18 protein-coding genes are annotated in these 20,422 nt (G+C 33.0%); 9 read left to right on the top strand and 9 right to left on the bottom strand.

Annotated features, from left to right (window positions below):
• Window positions 1-17 precede the first annotated feature (17 nt).
• From AAC053_RS03995 to AAC053_RS03960, 8 genes are all read left to right on the top strand, one after another.
• Window positions 18-665, top strand: a complete 648-nt coding sequence (locus AAC053_RS03995) for a thymidine kinase (protein WP_339753070.1) — start codon at window positions 18-20, stop codon at window positions 663-665.
• A complete protein-coding gene (gene alr, locus AAC053_RS03990) occupies window positions 658-1,767 on the top strand; it encodes an alanine racemase (protein ID WP_339753068.1) in 1,110 nt (369 codons plus the stop codon). Before AAC053_RS03995 ends, alr begins: the two co-directional genes overlap by 8 nt.
• An 80-nt stretch (window positions 1,768-1,847) precedes the next feature.
• Window positions 1,848-2,249 carry a large conductance mechanosensitive channel protein MscL gene (mscL, locus tag AAC053_RS03985; RefSeq protein ID WP_339753065.1) on the top strand — a complete coding sequence of 134 codons (402 nt, stop codon included), beginning with the start codon at window positions 1,848-1,850 and terminating at the stop codon, window positions 2,247-2,249.
• 162 nt (window positions 2,250-2,411) lie between these two features.
• Complete coding sequence (locus tag AAC053_RS03980) at window positions 2,412-3,401, top strand: aspartate-semialdehyde dehydrogenase (protein WP_339753064.1); 990 nt, start codon at window positions 2,412-2,414, stop codon at window positions 3,399-3,401.
• Window positions 3,402-3,597: 196 nt separating this feature from the next.
• A complete protein-coding gene (locus AAC053_RS03975) occupies window positions 3,598-5,763 on the top strand; it encodes a prolyl oligopeptidase family serine peptidase (RefSeq protein WP_339753063.1) in 2,166 nt (721 codons plus the stop codon).
• A 33-nt stretch (window positions 5,764-5,796) separates the two neighbouring features.
• Window positions 5,797-7,866, top strand: a complete 2,070-nt coding sequence (locus AAC053_RS03970) for an HAD family hydrolase (RefSeq protein WP_339753060.1) — start codon at window positions 5,797-5,799, stop codon at window positions 7,864-7,866.
• Between the two features lie 156 nt (window positions 7,867-8,022).
• A complete protein-coding gene (locus tag AAC053_RS03965) occupies window positions 8,023-9,378 on the top strand; it encodes a hypothetical protein (protein WP_339753057.1) in 1,356 nt (451 codons plus the stop codon).
• A 12-nt stretch (window positions 9,379-9,390) separates the two neighbouring features.
• Entirely contained in the window at window positions 9,391-11,865 is a 2,475-nt protein-coding gene (locus AAC053_RS03960) for an FG-GAP-like repeat-containing protein (protein WP_339753055.1), read from the top strand.
• A gap of 236 nt (window positions 11,866-12,101) precedes the next feature.
• Here AAC053_RS03960 and AAC053_RS03955 read toward each other — a convergent pair whose 3' ends face one another.
• From AAC053_RS03955 to pdxA, 8 genes are all read right to left on the bottom strand, one after another.
• A complete protein-coding gene (locus AAC053_RS03955; RefSeq protein WP_339753053.1) occupies window positions 12,102-12,551 on the bottom strand; it encodes a 3-oxoacyl-ACP synthase in 450 nt (149 codons plus the stop codon).
• Window positions 12,548-13,663 (bottom strand): FAD-dependent oxidoreductase, encoded by a 1,116-nt coding sequence (locus AAC053_RS03950; protein WP_339753051.1) that lies wholly within the window; start codon window positions 13,661-13,663, stop codon window positions 12,548-12,550. Before AAC053_RS03950 ends, AAC053_RS03955 begins: the two co-directional genes overlap by 4 nt.
• A 36-nt stretch (window positions 13,664-13,699) precedes the next feature.
• The gene (gene accC / locus AAC053_RS03945; RefSeq protein ID WP_339753049.1) at window positions 13,700-15,055 is read right to left on the bottom strand and encodes an acetyl-CoA carboxylase biotin carboxylase subunit; all 1,356 of its coding nucleotides are present in this window, start codon (window positions 15,053-15,055) and stop codon (window positions 13,700-13,702) included.
• Between the two features lie 75 nt (window positions 15,056-15,130).
• Entirely contained in the window at window positions 15,131-15,607 is a 477-nt protein-coding gene (gene accB / locus AAC053_RS03940) for an acetyl-CoA carboxylase biotin carboxyl carrier protein (protein WP_339753048.1), read from the bottom strand.
• Window positions 15,608-15,635: 28 nt separating this feature from the next.
• The gene (locus AAC053_RS03935; protein ID WP_339753046.1) at window positions 15,636-16,631 is read right to left on the bottom strand and encodes a beta-ketoacyl-ACP synthase III; all 996 of its coding nucleotides are present in this window, start codon (window positions 16,629-16,631) and stop codon (window positions 15,636-15,638) included.
• Between the two features lie 178 nt (window positions 16,632-16,809).
• Window positions 16,810-17,013 (bottom strand): 50S ribosomal protein L32, encoded by a 204-nt coding sequence (gene rpmF, locus AAC053_RS03930; protein WP_114308164.1) that lies wholly within the window; start codon window positions 17,011-17,013, stop codon window positions 16,810-16,812.
• Between the two features lie 8 nt (window positions 17,014-17,021).
• The gene (locus AAC053_RS03925) at window positions 17,022-17,561 is read right to left on the bottom strand and encodes a DUF177 domain-containing protein (RefSeq protein WP_339753040.1); all 540 of its coding nucleotides are present in this window, start codon (window positions 17,559-17,561) and stop codon (window positions 17,022-17,024) included.
• 79 nt (window positions 17,562-17,640) lie between these two features.
• Entirely contained in the window at window positions 17,641-18,681 is a 1,041-nt protein-coding gene (gene pdxA, locus AAC053_RS03920) for a 4-hydroxythreonine-4-phosphate dehydrogenase PdxA (protein WP_339753037.1), read from the bottom strand.
• A 151-nt stretch (window positions 18,682-18,832) separates the two neighbouring features.
• Here pdxA and AAC053_RS03915 point away from each other — a divergent pair, with 151 nt between their 5' ends.
• Window positions 18,833-19,423 carry a riboflavin synthase gene (locus AAC053_RS03915; protein ID WP_339753036.1) on the top strand — a complete coding sequence of 197 codons (591 nt, stop codon included), beginning with the start codon at window positions 18,833-18,835 and terminating at the stop codon, window positions 19,421-19,423.
• On the opposite strand, the gene AAC053_RS03910 is transcribed toward AAC053_RS03915, so the two are convergent.
• Window positions 19,420-19,620 carry a hypothetical protein gene (locus tag AAC053_RS03910; protein ID WP_339753033.1) on the bottom strand — a complete coding sequence of 67 codons (201 nt, stop codon included), beginning with the start codon at window positions 19,618-19,620 and terminating at the stop codon, window positions 19,420-19,422. The genes AAC053_RS03915 and AAC053_RS03910 overlap by 4 nt on opposite strands.
• Window positions 19,621-20,422: the final 802 nt, after the last annotated feature.

The following is a 20,422-nucleotide window of genomic DNA, read 5'->3' as shown; positions in this document are numbered from 1 at the left end:
AGTGCTAAAATTACGAAATGTTTCTTGAAAATACGGTAAATCAGAAAGAACAATTTGGGTGGATAGAAGTGATTTGTGGATCGATGTTCTCTGGTAAAACTGAAGAGTTAATTCGCAGATTAAAACGCGCGCAATTTGCAAGACAAAAGGTTGAAATTTTTAAACCTGCTGTTGATGTGCGTTATGATGACGAAATGGTGGTATCTCACGACTCTAATGAAATTCGCTCTACACCAGTGCCTGCCGCAGCCAATATTCCTATTTTGGCAGATGGCTGTGACGTCGTTGGCATTGACGAAGCTCAGTTTTTTGACGACGAGATTGTAAGAGTTTGTAATGACCTTGCTAATAAAGGAGTTCGAGTGATTGTTGCTGGTTTAGATATGGATTTTAAAGGGAATCCCTTTGGACCAATGCCATATCTTATGGCGACTGCAGAATATGTGACTAAAGTGCATGCTGTCTGCACTAAAACAGGAAATTTAGCCCAGTATAGCTATAGGAAATCAAAAAATGATGATTTAGTTTTACTTGGTGAGGTAGACGAATACGAACCTTTAAGCAGAGCAGCTTATTACAAAAGTATGCTGAGAGATAAAGTGAGGAAAATGAAAGTGAATGATGCTGAAGAAATTGATTCTAAAGAAAAAAAGTCTGATGCCTAAAGCACAAGAAACGGTTTTAGAAATTGATTTAGGTGCACTAACCCATAATTTCAACTATCTAAAATCCAAGTTACAACCCGAAACGAAATTTTTAGCCGTTGTAAAAGCATTTGCTTACGGGAGCGATTCGGTAGAAGTTGCTAAACATCTTCAAAATTTAAACGTGGACTATCTTGCAGTTGCCTATGCAAAGGAGGGTGTTGCTTTAAGAGATGCAGGTGTTACAACACCAATTCTTGTTTTGCACCCACAACCCATAAATTTTAAAACTATAATTAAACGTTGCTTAGAACCTAGTATTTACAATGCTAAAGTTTTAAAAGAATTTATAAAAGTTGCCGAAGAACAGTCTCAAACCGATTACCCTATACACATTAAATTTAATACAGGATTAAACCGATTAGGGTTTGGGGAAAATGACGTGGATTATATCGTTTCTAAACTCAAAACCACAAAAGCGGTTGTTGCAAAATCTATTTTTTCACATTTGGCAGCTAGTGAAGATGCTAATGAAAAATTATTCACAAATCATCAGATTGAAAGCTTCATTGTTACTGCAAAAAAATTTGAAAGTAAAATCGGTTATAAACCTTGGTTGCATTTAAGTAATACCTCTGGTGCTATAAATTATCCTGAAGCTCATTTTAATATGGTGAGATGTGGTATAGGACTGTACGGTTTTGGTAATTCAGCTAGAGAAGATGAAAACCTTAAGCCAATTGCAAGTTTAAAATCTGTGATTTCACAAATTCATAAGATTGAAAAGGACGAAACGGTTGGCTATAATAGAGCCTATAAATCAAAAGGTTTTGAAAAAACGGCTACTATTCCTCTTGGTCATGCTGATGGTATTAACCGTATTTATGGAAATGAAAAAGGTTTTGTAATTATTAAAGGTAAAAAAGCACCAATTATAGGCAACGTTTGTATGGATATGATTATGGTTAATATTACAAATATTGACTGTAAAGAAGGTGATGAGGTTGTTGTATTTAACACCAATTATAAAGCATCAGATCTCGCTGAGTCAGCCAATACCATTTCTTACGAAATTATTACATCTATTTCTCAACGTGTAAAGCGCTCATATATAAGACAGTAACTAGCATGTTAAAAAATGTGACTTTTTTAACTACCTTAGTGTCCTACTAATATATTAACTAACTATTAAAACACTAAATTATGTTAAAAGAATTTAAAGATTTTGCAATGAAGGGTAACCTTGTGGACATTGCAGTAGGTTTTGTAATGGGTGCTGCTTTTAAAGAAGTAGTTACTGCATTTACTGGAGGTATTGTTTCACCATTAATTGGTTTAATTTTCGATTCAGACCTAAAAGCCTTAAAATATAAATTAAAAGATGGCATCCTAAATGATGCTGGGGAAATAGCAGGTGAAGTCTATTTAGAATATGGAGTATTCTTAACTAATATTATTGACTTTATTATTGTGGCATTTGTCATGTTCTTGATCGTTAAAGCCGTTAACAACATGAAAAAGAAAGAGGAACCAGCTCCAGAAGAGCCAGCAGGACCATCTGAAATTGATTTATTAAAAGAGATTAGAGATGCTCTAAAAAAATAATAAATTTAGCGATACCGCTACATTACCTATTATTAGCCAAACCCAGACTTAATTGTTTGGGTTTTTTTTTGATACTCATAATTTTAGCACTCCATTTTTATGACTAAATAACCTTATTTACTTGAGGAAATACTATAATTTTGTTAAACAAAATATGTTGTCATGAAAGTAGTAATTGTAGGCGCAACCGGTTTAGTAGGAAATGTAATGCTTAAAGTATTAGAAGAGCGTAATTTTCCGGTTAATGAATTATTATTAGTAGCTTCAGAGCGTTCTGTTGGTAAGAAAATTAAGTTTAAAGGAGAAGATATTGAGGTTATTAGTATGCCTACTGCTATAGAAAAACGCCCAGATATTGCTTTGTTTTCTGCAGGTGGTGGCACTTCTTTAGAATGGGCCCCAAAATTTGCAGAAGCTGGTACTATTGTAATTGATAACTCTTCAGCTTGGAGAATGGATTTATCTAAAAAATTAGTGGTTCCAGAAATTAATGCCAATCAACTCTCTAAAGACGATAAAATTATAGCCAATCCCAACTGTTCTACCATACAAATGGTAATGGCATTAGCTCCACTTCATAAACAATACAAAATAAAGCGTATTGTAGTTTCCACATACCAATCTGTATCTGGCACAGGTGTTAAAGCTATTGAGCAGATGGAAAATGAAATTGCGGGTAAAAAAGGAGAAATGGCTTACCCTTATCCAATTCACAAAAATGCAATTCCGCATTGCGATATTTTTGAAGAAAATGGTTATACCAAAGAAGAGATGAAATTGGTAAGGGAAACTCAAAAAATCCTTGACGACAAAACAATTGCCATTACTGCAACAGCTGTTAGAATCCCTACTGCTGGTGGACATAGTGAAGCCATTAATGTTGAGTTTGAAAATGATTTTAACTTAAAGGAAGTGAGGCAACTACTCAATGAAACTGATGGAGTAACAGTACAAGATAATCTAGATGTTAATGTTTACCCAATGCCAATGTATGCCAATGGCAAAGATGATGTTTTTGTAGGTCGTATAAGACGTGATGAGTCTCAACCTAACACTCTAAATCTTTGGGTCGTTAGTGATAATCTTAGAAAAGGTGCTGCAACTAATACAGTACAAATAGCAGAATACTTAGTCAATAGCGCATTAGTGTAAACCTTTTTTAGCTTTTAAAAGCCTTCAGAATAGCAGTAAATTTTTGTATTTCAGCTAATTAATTAATTTTTTAGTTGCGTTTCTAGTTATATTGCTGCTCCTAATTACTTTAAGTTTTAAAAAATTTCGGTTTAAGTCAATTTTAGCAAATTCTTATTTTTGATTTTAACAACATCTTATATCAAAGATCCTAAATATGAAAAAAATAATTCTCATTGCCACTTTACTAAGTATTTTTGTTTCTTGTAAAAATGAAACTGAACCCGTGAAAGCTATAGCTGTAAATTATCCTGAAACTAAAAAAGTTGATACTGTAAACACCTATTTTGGTGAATCTGTTGCTGACCCTTACCAATGGCTAGAAGATGATCGGAGCAAAGAAACCGAAGCTTGGGTTAAATCTCAAAACGAAGCTACTTACGGATATTTAGACAATATTCCGTACAGAGAAGAATTAAAAGAACGACTTACTAAACTCTGGAATTATGAAAAAATTGGACCACCATTTAAAGAAGGTGATTATACCTACTTTTATAAAAATGATGGCTTACAAAACCAATACGTAATTTACAAATACAAAACTGGTGATGATCCAAAAACAGCTGAAGTTTTCTTAGATCCAAATACATTTAACGAAGAAGGTACTATTTCTTTAGGAGGCATAAGTTTCTCTAAAAATGGTAAGATATTAGCCTATTCTATTTCTGAAGGAGGAAGTGATTGGCGAAAGATTCTTGTTATGAATGCAGAAACAAAAGAAGTCGTAGAGGATACCTTAGTTGATATTAAATTTACTAGTATGTCTTGGTACAAAAATGAAGGGTTTTACTATTCTAGCTACGATAAACCAAAAGGAAGCAAACTGTCTGCTAAAACAGATCAACATAAAGTGTATTATCACAAATTAGGAACTAAACAATCTGAGGATCAATTAATATATGGTGGAGTTACGGAAGAAAAACACCGTTATATTTATGGTGGAGTTACGGAAGATGATCGTTATTTAATTATTACGCCTAGAGTATCAACTTCTGGCAACAAATTATACATTAAGGATTTAACCGTTCCTAATGCTCAATTAATTGAAATTTTAGGGCATACAGATTCAGATTCTAACATTATTGAAAATCTAGGTTCTAAGCTTTACATAATGACAAATCTTGGAGCGCCAAACCAAAGAATTGTTACGGTTGATGCTTCAAATCCAATTCCAGAGAATTGGGTTGATTTTATTCCTGAAACCGAAAACGTATTGAGTACTGTAACTGGCGGAGGTTACTTTTTTGCCAATTATATGGTAGATGCTGTTTCAAAAGTATTACAGTATGATTATGATGGCAAATTAGTGAGAGAAGTTAAATTGCCAGGTGTAGGATCCATAAGGGGTTCGGGAGCAAAGAAGGAAGATAAAGAATTATACTATTCGTTCACTAATTATGTAACTCCTGGCAGTATCTACAAATATGATATAAAAAACGGAATTTCAGAATTATTTAGAAAACCAAGTATCGATTTTAATCCAGAAGACTATGAAAGTAAGCAAGTATTTTATGCCTCTAAAGATGGCACTAAAGTACCTATGATTATTACACATAAAAAAGGCTTGAAACTTAATGGTAAAAATCCCACTATTCTATATGGTTATGGTGGTTTTAATATTTCTATAACACCAAATTTTAGTATTCCCAATGCAGTTTGGATGGAACAAGGAGGTGTTTATGCTGTAGCCAACCTTAGAGGTGGAGGAGAATATGGAAAATCTTGGCACAATGCAGGCACACAACTTAAAAAACAAAATGTTTTTGATGACTTTATCACCGCGGGAGAATATCTTATAGATAATAATTATACCTCATCAGATTACTTAGCAATAAGAGGTGGTTCTAATGGTGGATTATTAGTTGGTGCCACAATGACACAACGTCCAGACTTAGCAAAAGTTGCTTTGCCTGCTGTTGGTGTTTTAGACATGTTACGTTATCACACCTTTACTTCTGGTGCTGGTTGGGCTTACGATTACGGAACCTCAGAAGATAACAAAGAAATGTTCGAATACTTAAAAGGGTATTCACCTTTACATAACGTAAAAGAAGGTGTGGAATATCCTGCCACAATGGTAACTACAGGAGACCATGATGATAGAGTTGTACCTGCACATAGTTTTAAGTTTGCCGCTGAATTACAGAGTAAACAAAAAGGCAATAACCCAACCTTAATAAGAATTGAAACCGATGCTGGTCATGGAGCTGGTACTCCTGTGAGTAAAACGATTGAGCAGTATGCAGATATTTTTGGTTTTACACTTTATAACATGGGATTTGATGTATTACCGAGTAAAACGAAAGAAAAAGTAAAAGGATAAACTATTATTTAGCTATTAACCAATCTAAACTATTTGTCACTTAACCAATTACAAAAAGAGCTTAAAGAAAAGAATATAAAATTTCTTTTTACAGACTATTACGATACTATAGTCCATAGACGTGTGCACCCAAACTATACACAAAGAATTTGGGCTAAACTTATGATAAGAGAATTGGGTTTACCTATCTCTATCGATGAACTCTATTTTATAAGGCAAGAATCGGTTAAGTATCTTATTAAAACCTTGGGCAGGGAAGATGTCGAAATTCCATATGATACATTAAAAGAAGAAATATGCAAACGTCTTATTAATGCAGATGTCGTTTTGATTAAAGGTAAGAATGAATTTATTTCTCTTTTTGAAGATGCTGATGTAAGAGCAGAATCAGATGTTCAATACCTCAATCAGGATGTGTTAGATACCCTAAAATATTTTAAATCTAATGGAGGAAAGGTTTATTTGGTTTCAGATTTTTATGGATCAAAAACACTGTTCGAAAAGTTACTGACGCATCATGGCATTTTAGATTTGTTTGAAGGTATTTACAGTTCGGCTGCACTAGAAAAAAGTAAGCACACAAGCTCAATCTACGAACCAATTCTTTCAGAATTATCTCTTAATCCCAAAGAAGTGATGATGATTGGTGATAATCTAAGAAGTGATTATGCCAACGCCAAAAAAAATGGGCTTAATGCCTATCTACTTCCTCACAAAAAATATCTAAAAAAGAACAGGCGCAATAATTTTGGGAATGATAAAAAGGCTTTAAAAAGTATCATTAATGACGTTTATAAAACCTGCAATAAAAGTTCTTCTATTCCTTATACAGAATACATTGTGTTTTATCATACGTTTGTTGAGCGTATGTACGAAACCGCAAGAAGAAAGAACCTCAAGGATTTGTTCTTCTTATCTCGCGAAGGACAATTTCTTAAAAAACTGTTCGACTCCTATCAAAACTTTACTCAAATAGATGAAAGTCGAAAAATAAATACGCACTATTTAAAAGTATCGAGACAAGCATCGCTTCAAATTGCATTACAAGATATTGATGTTGAAGATTTTGGATATTTACAAAAAAAGTATAGTGACATCTCTACAGATGATTTTTTATTAGCTGTCAATTGTCCCAGTGATTTGAGAACTCAAATTATATCAGAGCTTAATGTTGAAGGTGAAACTAATATTGAAGGTTTCTTTAGCTCTTCCGTCTTTGAAAACTTAAAGCAAAACAAAACCTTCAAAAATTATTATGATACGCATAGGGAATTAAGTCACAAAGCCTTTAAAACCTACATTAATTCTTTTAACTCGGGCATTGAAAAAAATGGAATTAACCTTGTAGATATTGGTTGGGGAGGAACAATGCAAGAGGCTATATATAAATTTTATAATCATAAAATCTCTGTGACTGGCTATTATCTTGGTCTTGGTGAGATCTATGATATTCAGCCTAAAACCAAACGTTACGGACTCAATTATTCATTAATGCCATACACAGATTATAATGAATATATATTAATGGCTAACATGCAACTTTATGAGCAATTCTCTGCAGCAGATCATGGTAGTGCTTTAGGTTATAGTTTAGAAACCAAAGATTATACTTTAGAATATCATAAGCCTGAAGAAAAATGGTTGTACGACAATCATATTAAAGCACACCAAGAAGACATGTTTTGCTTACATAAAAAGCTTCTAGAAAACCTAGAGCCATTATGTTACTCAGAAAAAATGATGCAAAACACTATGACTAAAATGGCTTTAAAAGTAGGTTTGTTTCAAAGCACTAAAAAACTAAAATTTTTAGATACTTTAAGTCATGGGTTCTACCAAAATGTGGGTGATAACCAAGTAGGAATTTCTTACGAACCACCAAAATTTAAAAGCCCGATTAGGGAAGTGTTGAAATTTTTAATGACACCAGAAAAGTACTTTAGATATTTAGTGAAATTAAAGCCAATGTTGTATAAAAAAAACAAGTTTATAGCCTTTTTTACTCCTATGTGTTTAATTTATCTCTATTTTGGTTTTAACAAATACATTAGATTTAATGTTTTAAGCCGTTTCTTTCTATTAAAATATAACGTATTTAAGTAGAGTGATTAGACTACTTAATCTAATATATAAGTAGTTTTTCGGTTAAAAACTAACGGTTTAATAAAAATAACGTAGATTTATCTCTAATTTTTCAATTTAATGATAGGGTTTTTAAGTAGTTAACTGTTCTATTAATGTTGAATTATTTAATTGTGCATGAAAAAAACCTACGCTTTATTTTTACTTACTATTTTACTTCTGCTCTCTTGTGGTACAGATGATTCTTTAACATCCTTAAATATAGAAACAGCTCCAGATTCCGTTACTCTTATACAAAATTCGGAAATCGAAATTTTTATTTTCTCAAATGATTCTAATATTCCTTCAAATGGGCAATTAACTATAAGTAATCCTACAAGAGGTAATGCAACAATAATTGACCCAAACAATACTCCAAATAACCCAAGTGACGATACTATAATTTATGTCACAAATCCTAATGAAACTGGTGAAGATTCATTTCAATATACTATTTGTGACAATTCAGAAAACTGCAAAACAGAAAATGTCTCAATTACAATTACATCATCTTCTATAGTTACTTTTTTCACAGGAGACACTCCTTTTCAAAACCTTTCAGAATACAATTTTTTTGAAGGTGATTTAAAAAATCTTAATCCATCTTTTGGTGTTATTCCTTATGATTTAATCTCTCCACTTTTTACAGATTACGCTCACAAAAAACGCTTTATTTGGATGCCAAATGGAGTTAAAGCAAATTATATAGATGACTATTCTACTTTAGATTTTCCTACTGGTACAGCGCTAATAAAAAATTTCTATTACGATAACGTGTTACCAAACAGCACAACAAAAATCATTGAAACCAGAATAATGTATAAGAAAACGGAAGGTTGGGAATTTGCGAAATACGTTTGGAACGACGAACAAACCGAAGCATATTTCCAAAATGATGGGAGTTACATAGATTTAAGTTGGGTAGAGAATAATATTACTAAAACCGTTAATTATCGTATTCCGTCGAGAGCAGAATGTTTTGTTTGTCATAATACTGCTAGCATACCAATTCCTATAGGTCCTAAGCCTCAAAATTTAAATAGGAATTATGAATTTGCTGACGGAACAATGAATCAATTATCTAAATTAATTGAATTTGGTTATTTAGAAAATGCTCTACCAAACAATATTGACACTACTGTAGCTTGGGATGATACGTCCCAATCTTTAGAATCTAGAGTGCGCTCTTATGTAGATATTAACTGTGCACATTGTCATTCAGATGATAGTTATTGTGATTACAGACCTATGCGATTTGCATATCAAGTCAATGCAGACTCTGAAAATCTTGGTGTCTGTGTTGAACCCGAAACACAATTCATTCCGAATTCGTATATTGTAACACCCAATAATTTAGACCTTTCAATTCTTTATTATAGAATAAATACTACTGATGAGTCGCTCAGAATGCCTTTATTTGGTAGAACACTCAAACACGAAGAGGGTGTTAGATTAGTACAAGAATGGATAACCTCACTAACAAATTGCGATTAAACACTATTTATTATGAAAAAAATTACTTTATGTTTACTATTAATCACCAGTTATTTTAGCTACGCTCAAGTCTTAAATGAGTCTGCAAGCTGGCCAAACAGTAATTGGACACTTTCGGGCACTTATATAGATGATGATGCAAATGTATTTTTACAAAACCCAACAAGTTCGTCGCTCTTTGCGTTCGATGATGATAATGCAGGTAATACATCTTTAAATGATATTGCAGCAGAATCAACAGTCATAGATTTAACACCTGCATATAATGCTAATGAATCTTATATTAATGTAACTGCAACTTATGTTTTAAGAGTATGGCAAAATGAAACTTTAACTTTACAATATTGGGATGCTGACGCTTCTAATTGGGTGAATTTTGGAAGTCCTCTAGATACTAGCACACCAAATGCCACAACAAGTGATTACTGTTCAGCAGAATACGCTGATTTTGAAAGTGCTGTTTTAAATATTTCGGGGTTTACTGCTAATCAATTATCAAATTTTAAGTATCGCATCTATTACCAAGATAATAATTCTTATGGCTATGGATTCTGTTTTACATCTCCTACAATTACATCATCTGTTCCTCCAGCATGTCCTGATATTACAAATCTAAGTGTTGCACAATTATCAATTAATTCTGCAGAATTATCTTGGTCGCCTGGATCAACAGAATTAGCCTGGGAAATAGTAATTCAAGATCCAGCATTAGGCACTCCAAGTACAAATGGAACAGCTACTACTACAAATTCTCCTTACAATGCAACTGGTTTAAATGAAAACACCTCCTATGAAGTTTATGTTCGCGGTAACTGTGGTGGTGGAGATTATAGTAATTGGGTAGGTCCAATAACCTTTAATACACTTCTTAGCTCTAGAATTAATTTTTCAACTAGCCCAATTACTTTAAATGGAAACGAGCCCTTTAATCCATCTGCAGTTGTAGATATGAATGGTGACTTTCTAGATGATATCGTTGGTGTAACTGCTAACAATGTTAATATACAACAACAAAATGCAGACGGTACATTCACTAATATTAATATAGCTACTCCTACTGCAGACTTTACTCCGTCTTGGAGTATTGCTGCTGCAGATTTTGATGCTAATGGAAAAACCGATTTATTATATGGTGGAGGAAGTGGTGTTACATTTATGAAAGCTAATAGTGATGGAACCGGTTTTACAGAACAGTCCACTACTGGAGGTGATCAATATACATTTTCTCAACGTTCTAATTTTGTTGATATTAATAATGACGGCAAACTCGATGCTTTTGTTTGTCATGATGTTGAACCAAATGTTTACTTTCTAAATGATAGCAACGGAACGGGAAATTTTACCTTCTATCAATCAGACACAACACCAGGCGCACCATATTCTTTAGGTAATTATCCTGGAGGTGGTGATTATGGATCTATTTGGATAGATTATAATAACGATAGAAATATGGATCTATTTATTGCAAAATGTGGAGGTATTGAAGAACGAAGGACTAATATGATGGTAACCAATAATGGAGACAATACATACTCGGAAAACGCAGCAAGTATCGGTTTAGCAGATCCTATGCAAACATGGTCTTCTGCATGGGGAGACTTTAATAATGATGGAAATATGGATGTTTTTGTTGGAGCAAGTTCTGGTAGTCATAAGTTAATGGTGAATAATGGTGAGGCTGCTAATTATACATTTACAGATGTTACAGCTGGTGCTGGTATATCTGCACCAACAGGCTGGGAAAGCTCGGCATTCGATATAGATAATGATGGTTACTTAGACATTGTTAGTAGTGGAGCAATAATGTATGGTAAAGGAGATATGACTTTTGAAGATGCAGATCCTAACCAAATCAATTATAAAAATGGAGCTTTTGGTGATTTAAACAATGATGGTTTTATTGATGCCTATTTCGACGGTACTATTTATTATAATCAAGGCAATAGCAATAACTGGATTAAAATTAATACCATAGGTATGGATCATGTAACACCAAACATGAGTAATATAAATGGTATTGGTGCAAGAGTGGAGATTACAACAAGCGCAGGGACTCAAATTAGAGATGTAAGAAGTGGCGAAGGCTTTGAATTTATGAGTTCTTTGACTACACATTTTGGTATTGGTACAGCAACTACAATTGATAATATCACTATATATTGGCCTTCTGGTACTATAGATTATATTGCTAACCCAACAATTAATACAACACATAATATTGAAGAAGGTTCTGCTTTAAGCATTACGGACGAAGCATTAGCGGATGTTGTTATTTACCCAAATCCTGTTGATAAAGAACTAAATATCGAAACTACGGCTAATATTACTAATAAAATTGCTACAGTCTTTGATATTAATGGAAAACGGATTCTTAATATAAAATTAAAATCGAATGCCTTAGATGTTTCAAGTTTAGAAAGCGGAATTTACTTTTTAAGATTAGAATCTGATGGAAAAAGCATAAAGCGAAAGTTTATCAAAAAATAAATTCTTACCAAAACCTATCTTAATCGAAGTAGAAAGGCAGAAATAACAATAGAAAATGAAAGCCGCTTGATAAAATAAAATCAAGCGGTTTTTTAAATATTGAATTTCAATACTTTAATGAGCTAATGAAAATGATTTTTCTATACTAAAAATTTACTTTTATTTCATTGAACTTAAGTTATAAGATTCTCAAACCTTCTCATCGATTTATATATAAAGTTTTTAAGTTGTTTCTTTTACTCAATTTTTGTGATGATAAAGGTACTTTCTCTAAACTGAATAGTATCACCAACATATTTTGATAATAGAAGTTTTGCTATTGGAGTTATTGGCGAAATGGCATAAAATTTAGAGTCTTTAATTGTTATTTCACCAGCGCTAATTGCAATAAAATAATTAGATTGTGTAGAATAGACAACGCTACCTAATGCTACAATTTGATGCTTATTTTCAGCATTGATTTTATGAAGTGTCTCGTTTAATTTTTGAATTTCAGACAATTGATGGCCTGCTTTTTCACGTTCTAATTGCAGCATAGCTCTACCTGTTTCGTGCTTGTCACCTGCACTACTTTTAGTTTCGGATTGTAATGAATTCTGAATATCGGAAATGGTGTTTTGAATAACTCCAAAGCGCTTGTTTAAGAAGTTCTGACACGCTAAGTAAAGTTGCTGTTTTGTATTCATTCAACTAAATCTGCTAATTCTTTTCCCACCAAACTACCTATTGCAACACCCATTCCACCCAATCGGACTCCGCAATACACGTAATTACTAAGTTGCCTTACTATAGTGCTCTTCTGTTTACCCACTCCCATAATGCCAGACCAACGACGATCAATTTCAAAATCAGTATTTGGTAAAATAGTGGTTCTTAATAAATCTTTTAGCTTGTTTTGAATGATTTCTGTTTCACCAAACTCAGATGTCTCTTCGGTTTTATAATCGAGATTACGTCCGCCTCCTAATAGAATCCGGTTATCAATATTTCTGAAATAGTAATAACCTCTATCTAAATGAAATGTACCTTTAACATGTAAACCCTTAATTGGCTTTGTTATTAAAACTTGTGCTCTTGCTGGTTTAACAGGTTGCTCAATAATTTTCGACGCAAAACCATTAGTTGCGATAAGAAGGTTTTTGGTCGAAAGCTCGAAACTATTAGTTTTAATTTTCACACCATTATTATCTTCTACAAATTCTTCAACACTACAGTTGTTTAATATTTTAATATCTTCTTGTTGCACTTTACTTAACAATGACGCCATCATTTTACCAGTATCAAGCTGACCTTCAAATTGATTAAAACTATACTTAGATGATATTTTGTTAAACTTAAAGCTGTTTTCCTTTAATGAAAACACATCATCTCCAAAAATTGGTTGTAAAAGCGTATTAATCTCGCTCTGTTTTTTAAGACAAGTCTCGTAAAGTGCTTCATTAGATTTTATGAACAACTCATAACCACCTAAATTTTGATAACCAATAGTCTTATCACCTAGAGTTTTACGAAGTAGTTGTAACCCATTAATACGTTTTTTGATGAGCTCCAAGACCTCATCTTCAGAATGGTATTTAAGGTCATCAATAATTTCACTCAGGCTACCAAAACAAGCAAAACCGGCATTTTTAGTGCTTGCACCCTGTGGCAACATTCCTTTTTCTAATATGAGTATATTTGATTTAGGAAAATGGGCTTTTAGCTGTAGTGCACAGTTAAGGCCAACAATACCGCTACCAACAATAGTATAATCTACGTTAGTTAACCAACTTTTTATTTCCCAATAGGATAAATTCATAGCATAAAAAAGCCCCTAGATTTAGGAGCTTTTAGTTTAATCTTCAATTTCTTCTTCTTTAATCACAAAGTCTTCCATAAATTTAGTGGTATAGTTACCTGCCAAATAATCTGGATGTTCCATTAACTGTCTATGAAACGGAATTGTGGTTTTTATCCCTTCGATAACAAACTCATCTAAGGCGCGTTTCATTTTATTTATAGCTTCTTCTCTAGTCTGGGCTGTAGTAATTAACTTCGCTATCATAGAATCATAATTAGGTGGTATGCTATAACCAGCATAAACATGAGTGTCTAAGCGAACACCATGCCCACCCGGAGCATGTAATGTTGTTATTTTACCTGGTGAAGGTCTAAAGTCATTAAATGGATCTTCTGCATTGATTCTACATTCAATAGAGTGTAATTGTGGTAAATAATTTTTACCAGAAATTGGCACTCCTGCAGCGACTAAGATTTGCTCACGTATTAAGTCAAAATCTATAACTTGCTCTGTAATTGGGTGTTCTACCTGAATACGTGTATTCATTTCCATAAAGTAGAAGTTTCTATGCTTATCAACTAAGAATTCTACAGTGCCAGCTCCTTCATATTTAATGTATTCCGCAGCTTTAACAGCAGCTTTACCCATTTTATTTCTCAACTTATCAGTCATAAATGGGGAAGGCACTTCTTCCGTTAATTTTTGATGACGACGTTGTATCGAACAATCTCTTTCTGATAAATGACAAGCTTTTCCATTTGAATCACCAACAATCTGTATTTCGATATGACGAGGCTCTTCTATAAGCTTCTCCATATACATATCATCATTTCCAAATGCTGCTTTAGATTCTGCACGAGCAGATTCCCAAGCATTTTGAAGATCTTCTGGTTTCCAAACGGCTCTCATCCCTTTTCCGCCACCACCTGCTGAAGCTTTTAGCATTACAGGGTAACCAGATTCTTTAGCAAGTTTCTTGCACTCCTCAAAGGTTTCTATTACACCTTCACTACCAGGTACACAAGGCACACCTGCAGCTTTCATCGTCGCTTTCGCATTGGCTTTATCACCCATTCGGTCTATCATCTCTTCAGATGCGCCAATGAATTTAATGCCATGTTCTTCACATATTTTAGAGAATTTTGCGTTTTCAGACAAAAATCCGTAACCAGGATGAATAGCATCTGCATTTGTAATCTCTGCAGCGGCAATGATATTAGATATTTTTAAATAAGATTGGTTACTTGGTGGTGGACCAATACAAACTGCTTCATCTGCAAACTTAACATGAAGACTATCTGCATCTGCAGTCGAGTAAACTGCAACAGTTTTAACACCCATCTCTTTACAGGTTCTAATAACACGTAGTGCTATTTCACCTCTATTGGCAATTAGTATTTTTTTAAACATAACTTTTAGGTATTTAAAATTTCAAATTCCAAATTCCAGTTACTTTGGAATTATACTTTGGAATTTTAAATTGGGTTATGATGGATCTACCAAAAATAATGGTTGATCAAACTCTACTGGTGACGAATCATCTACAAGTACTTTTACTATTTTACCTGAAACTTCGGACTCAATTTCGTTGAATAATTTCATGGCCTCTATTACACATAGTACATCGCCTTCTTTTATTTCCGTACCAACCTCGACAAAAACTGGTTTGTCTGGTGATGGCTTGCGGTAAAACGTTCCAATGATTGGCGACTTAATAGTAATATATTTTGAGTCTTCATTTGCCGCTAATGGTATTGGTGCTTCTACTACTGGTGTAGCTTGCATGGGCATTTGTTGTTGTACCATGGGCGCAGCTTGCATGGGTATTTGCTGCACTATAGTAGTGTCGCTTTCTGAACCTGTTTTAATGGTGATTTTAATGTCATCCATTTCTAACTTAACTTCACTTGCGCCAGACTTGGCTACAAATTTTATTAAGTTCTGAATTTCTTTTAAATCCATAGTAGTTAGTTTTTGTTAGTTAGTTTTGTTAGGAATTATAAGCCCATTTAAAATAAATTGAGCCCCAAGTAAATCCACCACCAAAGGCGGCAAATATTATTTTATCACCTTTTTCAAGTTGTGATTCATAATCAAATAATAGTAATGGTAACGTGGCAGATGTAGTGTTACCATACTTTTGAATATTCATCATTACTTTTTCTTCTTCTAAGTTAATCCTATTGGCAGTTGCATCAATAATACGCTTATTTGCCTGATGAGCCGCTAACCAAGAAATATCGTCATTTGAGAGGTTATTTCTTTTCATTATTCTTTCAGAAACATCAGCCATATTAAAAACAGCATTCTTAAAGACTGTTTTGCCATCTTGAAAAACGTAATGCTTGCCTTCATTAAAAGTTTCCTCCGTTATTGGGTATGAAGAACCACCATAGGTTGCTTGTAAAAACTCTCTTCCTTCTCCATTACTTCTTAATAATTCATCTTGTAATCCCAGACCATCTTCATTTGGCTCAAACAACACAGCGCCAGCGCCATCACCAAAAATGATACATGTTGCTCTATCTTTATAATTGATAAATGAAGAATTTTTATCCGCGCCTATTAAGAGTATTTTCTTATAACGTCCAGCTTCTATGTAAGCTGCTGCTGTTGACATTCCGAAAAGAAAACTAGAACACGCTGCTTCTAAATCGTAAGAAAATGCATTTATAGCGCCAATTTGTGTTGCTGTAAATGCGGCAGTAGAGGCAGCTTTCATGTCTGGTGTTGCTGTACAAACTATTACTAGATCAATTTTTTTAGGATCTAATCCTTTTTTCTGAATTAAATTCTCTGCCGCTTTTATGGCTAAAAATGATGTTCCTTTTCCCTGTTCTTTAAGGATTCTACGTTCTTTAATTCCTGTGCGTGAGGTAATCCACTCGTCGTTTGTGTCAACCATAGTTTCTAATACTTTGTTTGATAAAACAAAGTCTGGGACGTAGCCTCCTACAGCTGTAATTGCCGCTGTGATTTTACTCATTATTAGCTTTTAGATTAATTAAAAGTATAGAAAATTGGTAAAAACCAACGTTTTTTATTCAATTTTCATCGTTTTTTGGCAAATAATTATGCAAATTAAGTAGTTTTTGCTCGATTCAGAAAATTAAAACAAAAAAAACGCTCACAAGTGAGCGTTTTCTTATATGCATGCATAATACTTATGCTACATTTTCTTCTTCAACAGAGTTGTCTATTAATACTTGACCTCTGTAGTATAATTTTCCATCGTGCCAATGAGCTCTATGGTATAAGTGTGGCTCACCAGTAGTTGGGCAAGTTGCTATTTGAGGTACTGAAGCTTTATAATGAGTTCTTCTTTTATCTCTTCTTGTTTTTGATATTTTACGCTTTGGATGTGCCATTTTAAATGTTATTTATCCGTTAATAGTTTTTTTAAATTATTCCAACGAGGATCAATATCCTCAGATGACTTTGTTTTATGGTCCTCACTAGGACTTAATTCTTCTAATTTTGATAGTATGTCTGATTGCAATGTACCGTCTTCAATACCAGGATGAATTCGTTTTACTGGAACCGCCAATACAATAAGTTCATATATATATTGTGATACATTAATTTCGTATTCACTATGTGTTACAATTAATATGTCTTCGTTGTCATCGTTATACTCATCACCAAACTTAATAACTAACTTGAATTTGTCATTAATATCTTGGTCATAAGGTTCATTAGTAATGTCACAATTAACATTTATTACTCCAGAAGCCGAAAAATATAACTCTAAAAAGGTGGTTTTTTTTTCTAACTTAAGATCAATTTTTATATTAACTGCACTAAACTCATTATATTCAAAATCTTGAAAGAACTTATTATCAATTTGATAATGAAAATGATGCTCCCCAACCTTTAATCCTATAAAAGGAATTATATAAGCCTTTAATGCCTTCATTATCACACTCATTTTGAGCCTGCAAATATATAAATTTTTACTTATCTAACACCTAGATATCAACAATTTTTGTTTACAACTATCTTGAGGCTTTTTTTAATGGATTTTTACTATAGTAATTATAGTCTTCTCTATTTCTAAAAATCTGGATAGCTGTATAGATAGCTTGTTTCATTGAGCTTTCATCTGCAACACCTTTCCCTGCTATTTCGTAAGCCGTACCATGATCTGGAGATGTTCTAATTTTTTCTAAACCAGCCGTATAGTTAACGCCTTGTCCGAAAGCAATTGTTTTAAAAGGAATTAATCCTTGGTCATGGTACGAGGCGATTATAGCATCAAATTTTTTGTATGTATTAGAACCAAAAAAGCTATCTGCAGAATAAGGTCCATAAACTAAATGACCAGTTGCTTTTATTTTATCTAGTGTTGGCTTTAAAACAGTATCGTCTTCATTACCAATAACACCATTGTCTCCTGCATGAGGATTTATAGCCAAAACTGCAACCTTAGGTTTTCTAATACCAAAGTCTTGTTTTAAGGATTTTACTACTGTGGCTATCTTTTCTATTATAAGGTTTTCAGTAATATGGTTACTAGCGTCTTTTAATGGCACATGATCTGTTAAAAGCCCAACTCGTAGGCTTTCAGACACCATAAACATAAGGCTTTTTCCGTTTAAGGCTTTGGCTAAATAGTCTGTATGCCCAGGGAAATTAAACGTATCGGACTGGATATTGTGCTTATTAATAGGTGCTGTTACTAATACGTCGATGGCTCCTTCTTTTAATGCTTTTGTTGCTGCTGCCAGTGATTTAATCGCGTATTCCCCAATTTTTTTGTCTGTTTGACCGAATTCAATTTTAACAGACTCACTCCATACGTTAACAACATTCACCTTACCGTGTACAAGTTTTTCTGGAGTATCTATATTGAAAAAACTGATTTTACTTTCAAAATAATTTTTAAAAAACTGCATGGTTTTACTAGAGGCAAAAATGACAGGAGTGTTTAATTCTAATGATCTCGGATCTTCATAGGTCTTGATAATGATTTCTGCCCCAATACCATTAAGATCACCAACAGAAATTCCAACAATTATCTTTTCGTCTTTTCTCATATATATATATACGCTATCCTATTTTTTTTTATTAAAATTGATTATTGGTGTACCATATCTATTTAACTTTGCTGTTACAAATTTAACTCAAATTATACATTATACCTTTGTAATGAAGCATAACTTGGGTTGACCAAATAAAACACAGTATATGTTTACAGGTATTATTGAGGATTTAGGCAAAATAAACAAGCTAGAAAAAGATGGAGGTAATCTGCAGATTACAGTTTCAACTTCTTTTACCAATGAGTTAAAAATAGATCAGAGTGTTGCCCATAATGGTGTTTGTTTAACTGTTGTTGGTATAAATGGTGATGCTTATACCGTAACTGCAATACAAGAAACATTAGATAAGACCAACTTAGGTAATCTCAAAGAAAATGATTCTCTTAATATAGAACGTGCTATGAAACTTGGTGACCGTTTAGACGGACACATTGTTCAGGGACATGTAGATCAAACTGCAAAATGCATAAATATTTTCGAGGAAAACGGGAGTTGGGTATTCCGTTTTGAATACGATAAAAACCTTAATAATATTACAATTGAAAAAGGCTCGATTACAGTGAATGGAGTTAGTTTAACGGTTGTAAATTCTTTACCCAACAGTTTTTCAGTAGCAATAATTCCGTACACTTATAATCATACAACTTTTAAAAATTTAAAAATTAAAGATTCTGTTAATTTAGAATTTGATGTGATAGGGAAATATGTGAAACGACTAAACGATTTAAGGCATTAAGCCGCGTGCTTCGAAAAATTATAAGATTTATAAGCACCAAAAATTAACGCAATTATAAATAAAGCAATTACACCACTATCGATCGGAAGTCCTGGAGGTGGAGGTGGCATTGGAGGAGGAGGTGTACTACCTTGAGCCATAGATATAAAACCTACGAAAAAAAATAAGATTGAGACCAACATATTCTTGTTATGCATGCTGTTAATTAAGGTGTAAAAATAAATAAAAAAATGGATTACCAAAATTAATTTTATCAAAAAACATCTTTAAACGGTAAATATTATCGATAAAACACGTAAAATTCAATGATATTAGGGAAAAACCTTACGTTTTTGTAAAATATTTAATACAAATATAATATTAATTTATAATTCTACTAGACTTTATAAACGGTGGGTATTTAAAAAAAGTGTTTAGAATTCAAAACAATTAGCGAAGTGGCTTTAGTATAAAAAAGAAATAACATGCGAATAGAGAAAGTGTCAAAAACAAATCAGTTAATTTCTATTAGTTAAAATCCGATTTACTAAATGAAATTATGATACAAATCAATAATTTCTTCTGCTATTGTTTCCTAAAACCCCTTATAAATCTGTAGCAATCAACATCAACTAATGTTACAATATGCTCATCATTTTGATTCTCAAAATTTAAATACTGAAATTGCACATCCCAAAAGTCCTGCAAAAATACCTTTAGATTTCAGTCTTATTAGTTTTTAAACCCATTAAAGAACCACCGATATAATCAATTCTGTTTTCTACAGTTGTTTAATACACTTAAGCTTCAAACCTGGTGGGTTTATTTAAAACTTTTAGGATGGTTCTTTGTGGACTTATAGTACATTAAAAATTATCAAATAAATAAAATCAAGACTTTAGTGAATAATGTTAAAGTCTATAGATTTGCTCTAACAAAAAACCTCGACAATCTCTATGATTATCAAGGTTTTAAAAGTGGTCCCACTTGGGCTCGAACCAAGGACCACCTGATTATGAG

Origin of the sequence: uncultured Winogradskyella sp. (assembly GCF_963975125.1) — a bacterium.
Classification (GTDB): domain Bacteria; phylum Bacteroidota; class Bacteroidia; order Flavobacteriales; family Flavobacteriaceae; genus Winogradskyella.
This window is presented reverse-complemented; position numbering and strand designations above follow the sequence as displayed.

Bases quoted from the DNA above. Each gene is read 5' to 3' on its own strand.
- AAC053_RS03995 (WP_339753070.1), top strand. From the start codon at position 18: ATGTTTCTTGAAAATACGGTAAATCAGAAAGAACAATTTGGGTGGATA.
- alr (WP_339753068.1), top strand. From the start codon at position 658: ATGCCTAAAGCACAAGAAACGGTTTTAGAAATTGATTTAGGTGCACTA.
- mscL (WP_339753065.1), top strand. From the start codon at position 1,848: ATGTTAAAAGAATTTAAAGATTTTGCAATGAAGGGTAACCTTGTGGAC.
- AAC053_RS03980 (WP_339753064.1), top strand. From the start codon at position 2,412: ATGAAAGTAGTAATTGTAGGCGCAACCGGTTTAGTAGGAAATGTAATG.
- AAC053_RS03975 (WP_339753063.1), top strand. From the start codon at position 3,598: ATGAAAAAAATAATTCTCATTGCCACTTTACTAAGTATTTTTGTTTCT.
- AAC053_RS03965 (WP_339753057.1), top strand. From the start codon at position 8,023: ATGAAAAAAACCTACGCTTTATTTTTACTTACTATTTTACTTCTGCTC.
- AAC053_RS03960 (WP_339753055.1), top strand. From the start codon at position 9,391: ATGAAAAAAATTACTTTATGTTTACTATTAATCACCAGTTATTTTAGC.
- AAC053_RS03955 (WP_339753053.1), bottom strand. From the start codon at position 12,551: ATGAATACAAAACAGCAACTTTACTTAGCGTGTCAGAACTTCTTAAAC.
- AAC053_RS03950 (WP_339753051.1), bottom strand. From the start codon at position 13,663: ATGAATTTATCCTATTGGGAAATAAAAAGTTGGTTAACTAACGTAGAT.
- accC (WP_339753049.1), bottom strand. From the start codon at position 15,055: ATGTTTAAAAAAATACTAATTGCCAATAGAGGTGAAATAGCACTACGT.
- accB (WP_339753048.1), bottom strand. From the start codon at position 15,607: ATGGATTTAAAAGAAATTCAGAACTTAATAAAATTTGTAGCCAAGTCT.
- AAC053_RS03935 (WP_339753046.1), bottom strand. From the start codon at position 16,631: ATGAGTAAAATCACAGCGGCAATTACAGCTGTAGGAGGCTACGTCCCA.
- rpmF (WP_114308164.1), bottom strand. From the start codon at position 17,013: ATGGCACATCCAAAGCGTAAAATATCAAAAACAAGAAGAGATAAAAGA.
- AAC053_RS03925 (WP_339753040.1), bottom strand. From the start codon at position 17,561: ATGAAGGCATTAAAGGCTTATATAATTCCTTTTATAGGATTAAAGGTT.
- pdxA (WP_339753037.1), bottom strand. From the start codon at position 18,681: ATGAGAAAAGACGAAAAGATAATTGTTGGAATTTCTGTTGGTGATCTT.
- AAC053_RS03915 (WP_339753036.1), top strand. From the start codon at position 18,833: ATGTTTACAGGTATTATTGAGGATTTAGGCAAAATAAACAAGCTAGAA.
- AAC053_RS03910 (WP_339753033.1), bottom strand. From the start codon at position 19,620: ATGCATAACAAGAATATGTTGGTCTCAATCTTATTTTTTTTCGTAGGT.